The organism is Rhodocytophaga aerolata (genome assembly GCF_030503435.1).
Lineage (GTDB): Bacteria > Bacteroidota > Bacteroidia > Cytophagales > 172606-1 > Rhodocytophaga > Rhodocytophaga aerolata.
On sequence record NZ_JAUKPO010000125.1, the window covers coordinates 1 to 2,592 of the forward strand.

Genomic DNA, 2,592 nt, shown 5'->3' on the forward strand with positions numbered 1-2,592 from the left:
TATAGGTAAATCTTTATGTATTCATTTCTCTGATTTTAATTTATAGCTTAACTTAATTATTGTCCCCATACTTATTTTAAGGTAAATTGTTTTAAGTAGTAAGACAGAATTAGTTTAAAGTATAACCAGGGGGCGAGAAGTGTATATATAGCTCATTCCTGTAGCAGCAAAAGCACAGTTGACCGCATAAAATAACTCCTCCTTGGTGAGATAGTCCTGTGGTGTAAGCCATTCATATTTGAGTTTTCTCCATAAAGTTTCGGCTAGGTTTAGATGCGGAGAATACAGGGGTAAATACAATAAGTACAAGCCTCTGCTCTGCCAGATAGGTGCTCTTTCTTTGATGTCTGCTGCCATATGCGGTTTAGCATTATCTAAGACAACAACCGTAGGCTTTTTAATGCTAAAAGGGAATCTATCCATCTGCTCAATAATAAAATAGCTGTTTATAGCACTAGTAGTAGTGTTCCATACAAAGTCATTTTTGCGGGAAATCATACCAAAACAATTAATCTTACCTGCTTTGCTTGTAGGCATACCCACTTTTTCTTCTTTAAATTGCCAACCATAAGGTACACAGGGGGTAAGGCTTATTTGTGTCTCATCTGCATAGTAGATATCAATCAAGTTCTTCTCTGCCAATTTGTCTAACTCCAATAAATAAGCCTTCTTGGCTTGATATACTTCTTGTAAGGGTTCTGCTTTTACAACTCGTCTAATGCGTTTGAAGCGTCCACGAACCTTAAACGTTGTTAATCTTCGGTTCGATTTTTTTGACAAAGCGCTTCAGGGTTTTAGTAGAAAACTCTTTGTTCAACTCTTTTTCTAGAGCTGCTTTGGCTACCGATAGCCGTTGGCGATTAGCTTTTACAGCCTCTTTCACCTTCTCAAGGTCAGTTATTTGATTGAGTTTAGGTTTGGCTCCTCGTCCCGGTTTTACTTTTAGTCCTTCAATTCCTTGTGTCTTAACCCCCTGAATAGTTGGACAAAATTGTAAAAACAGTTTAGTTCATTAAATTCAGGAAATCATGAGTAAGATTAGAAGAAAATTCAGCCCCGAAGACCGCTATTCTATTGTGCAGGAATCGCTTCGAGAAGGCCATACAGAAACGTGTCGCAAGTACAACTTATCGCCTTCATTATTAAGAAAGTGGAAATAGAAGTATTTAAATAAAGGCAAAGAAGGCTTAAAGGATGCTTATCTCCGTATTGATCCTCAGATGCGGGCTTTGGAAGAAGAAAACGAGCGATTGAAAAGAATCATTGCCCGGCAGGCTCTAGAACTGGAAATAAAAGATGAGTTGCTAAAAAAAACTCCTATTCAACTCAATAAAAGATAGCCCTGGTGAAACAGTTCGAACAACATATTCCCCAGATTCAGCTTTGTAAGTGGCTTGACTTGCCTGGCAGTGTTTCCTATTACAAGCGGCGTGAAGGCAAACCGGGTGCCCAACCAAGTCAGGTAACTACCAAACTCGACGGAAGTTGTGTACTCAACCAACAAGTGGTAGAACGTATTGGGGAACTGCTTAGTGGTGAATTTAGTGCATTTGGATATGAATACACTACGCATGAACTTAAGAAAGAGTATTGTATCAATAAAAAGAAAGTTTATCGGTTAATGAAGGAAAACAACTTACTGCTTGGAAAGGTAATCCGGACCACAGGAAAAAGGGAATTTGTTCAATTCCAACGTATTCAAGCTACTAAGCCCTTGGAGTATTTGTGCTGGGACATTAAATATATTTGGGTGCAGGGAGAAGGCCGTAATTACTACTTATTAAGTGTGATGAATGTGTATAGCCGCAGAATTATTGACTGGCTCTTTCAAAACAATATTCGCCAAATGGATGTAATCACCTTAATAAAACGCATCAATGCAGCTCATCAGCTCCAAGGAGTTATCTTACGCAATGACAATGGTAGCCAGTTTATGGCTCACCGGGTACGCAACCTTTTGAAAAACTGCCAGGTCAAGCAGGAATTTACTCATATTGCTACCCCGGAGGAAAATTCCTACATTGAAGCTTTTCATAGTATTTTGGAAAGAGAAGTGATTGAACGGCATGAGTTTGGAAGCTATTATGAGGCCAAGCAAATCTTGCAGCGTTTCTTTGAGCATTATAACTGTCACCGCCTGCACCGATCCATTGGCTTTGTAACACCTGAGAAAAAATGGCAAAAGGCTATGCACACAATCATTTTAGAAAATCTGTCCAACTAATGGGGGGCTAAGACACTTGCTCTTGCCGGCGGTCCAGCCAAGTGTTAATGCTCTGTTCACATTTGCCAAAGATAATAGCTAACTCTTTAGAAGTACGACCTTCACTTTTTAAAAGAACCATTTGGCAAAGCTGACGGAAAAAGTGTGTTTTCCCTTCTTTGTAACCTTTCTCTAATGCCTTCCTTTGTACATCATTTAACTCTATTGCTCGTATTTTGCCCATACCTATTGGCTATTTGAGCAAAAATAAATACTTTAATCTAAATCTGTCTTACTACTTAACAGCTTTTAATAACATGAATGATTTAGTTAGTAATGTGAGTCAAGAGTTGAAAACTAAAATAAAAAGGGCAGCAGTGATTCTTTCA

4 protein-coding genes are annotated in these 2,592 nt (G+C 38.6%); 2 read left to right on the forward strand and 2 right to left on the reverse strand.

The annotated features are described in order from the left end of the window. Positions 1 to 114 precede the first annotated feature (114 nt). Positions 115 to 780 (reverse strand): IS630 family transposase, encoded by a 666-nt coding sequence (locus tag Q0590_RS36995; protein WP_302042721.1) that lies wholly within the window; start codon positions 778 to 780, stop codon positions 115 to 117. Between the two features lie 248 nt (positions 781 to 1,028). On the opposite strand from Q0590_RS36995, the gene Q0590_RS37000 reads away from it, so the two are divergent. Together Q0590_RS37000 and Q0590_RS37005 are read left to right on the forward strand one after the other, a co-directional pair. Continuing rightward, complete coding sequence (locus tag Q0590_RS37000) at positions 1,029 to 1,160, forward strand: transposase (protein WP_302042722.1); 132 nt, start codon at positions 1,029 to 1,031, stop codon at positions 1,158 to 1,160. Positions 1,161 to 1,345: 185 nt separating this feature from the next. Next, positions 1,346 to 2,224, forward strand: a complete 879-nt coding sequence (locus Q0590_RS37005) for an IS3 family transposase (protein ID WP_302042723.1) — start codon at positions 1,346 to 1,348, stop codon at positions 2,222 to 2,224. Between the two features lie 7 nt (positions 2,225 to 2,231). Here the strand turns inward: Q0590_RS37005 and Q0590_RS37010 are convergent, their stop codons facing one another. Beyond that, positions 2,232 to 2,447, reverse strand: coding sequence for a hypothetical protein (locus Q0590_RS37010; RefSeq protein WP_302042724.1), 216 nt, complete (start codon positions 2,445 to 2,447; stop codon positions 2,232 to 2,234). Positions 2,448 to 2,592: the final 145 nt, after the last annotated feature.

Excerpts from the sequence above, each read along its gene's own strand:
- Q0590_RS37000 (WP_302042722.1), top strand. The coding sequence starts at position 1,029 with ATGAGTAAGATTAGAAGAAAATTCAGCCCCGAAGACCGCTATTCTATT.
- Q0590_RS37010 (WP_302042724.1), bottom strand. The coding sequence starts at position 2,447 with ATGGGCAAAATACGAGCAATAGAGTTAAATGATGTACAAAGGAAGGCA.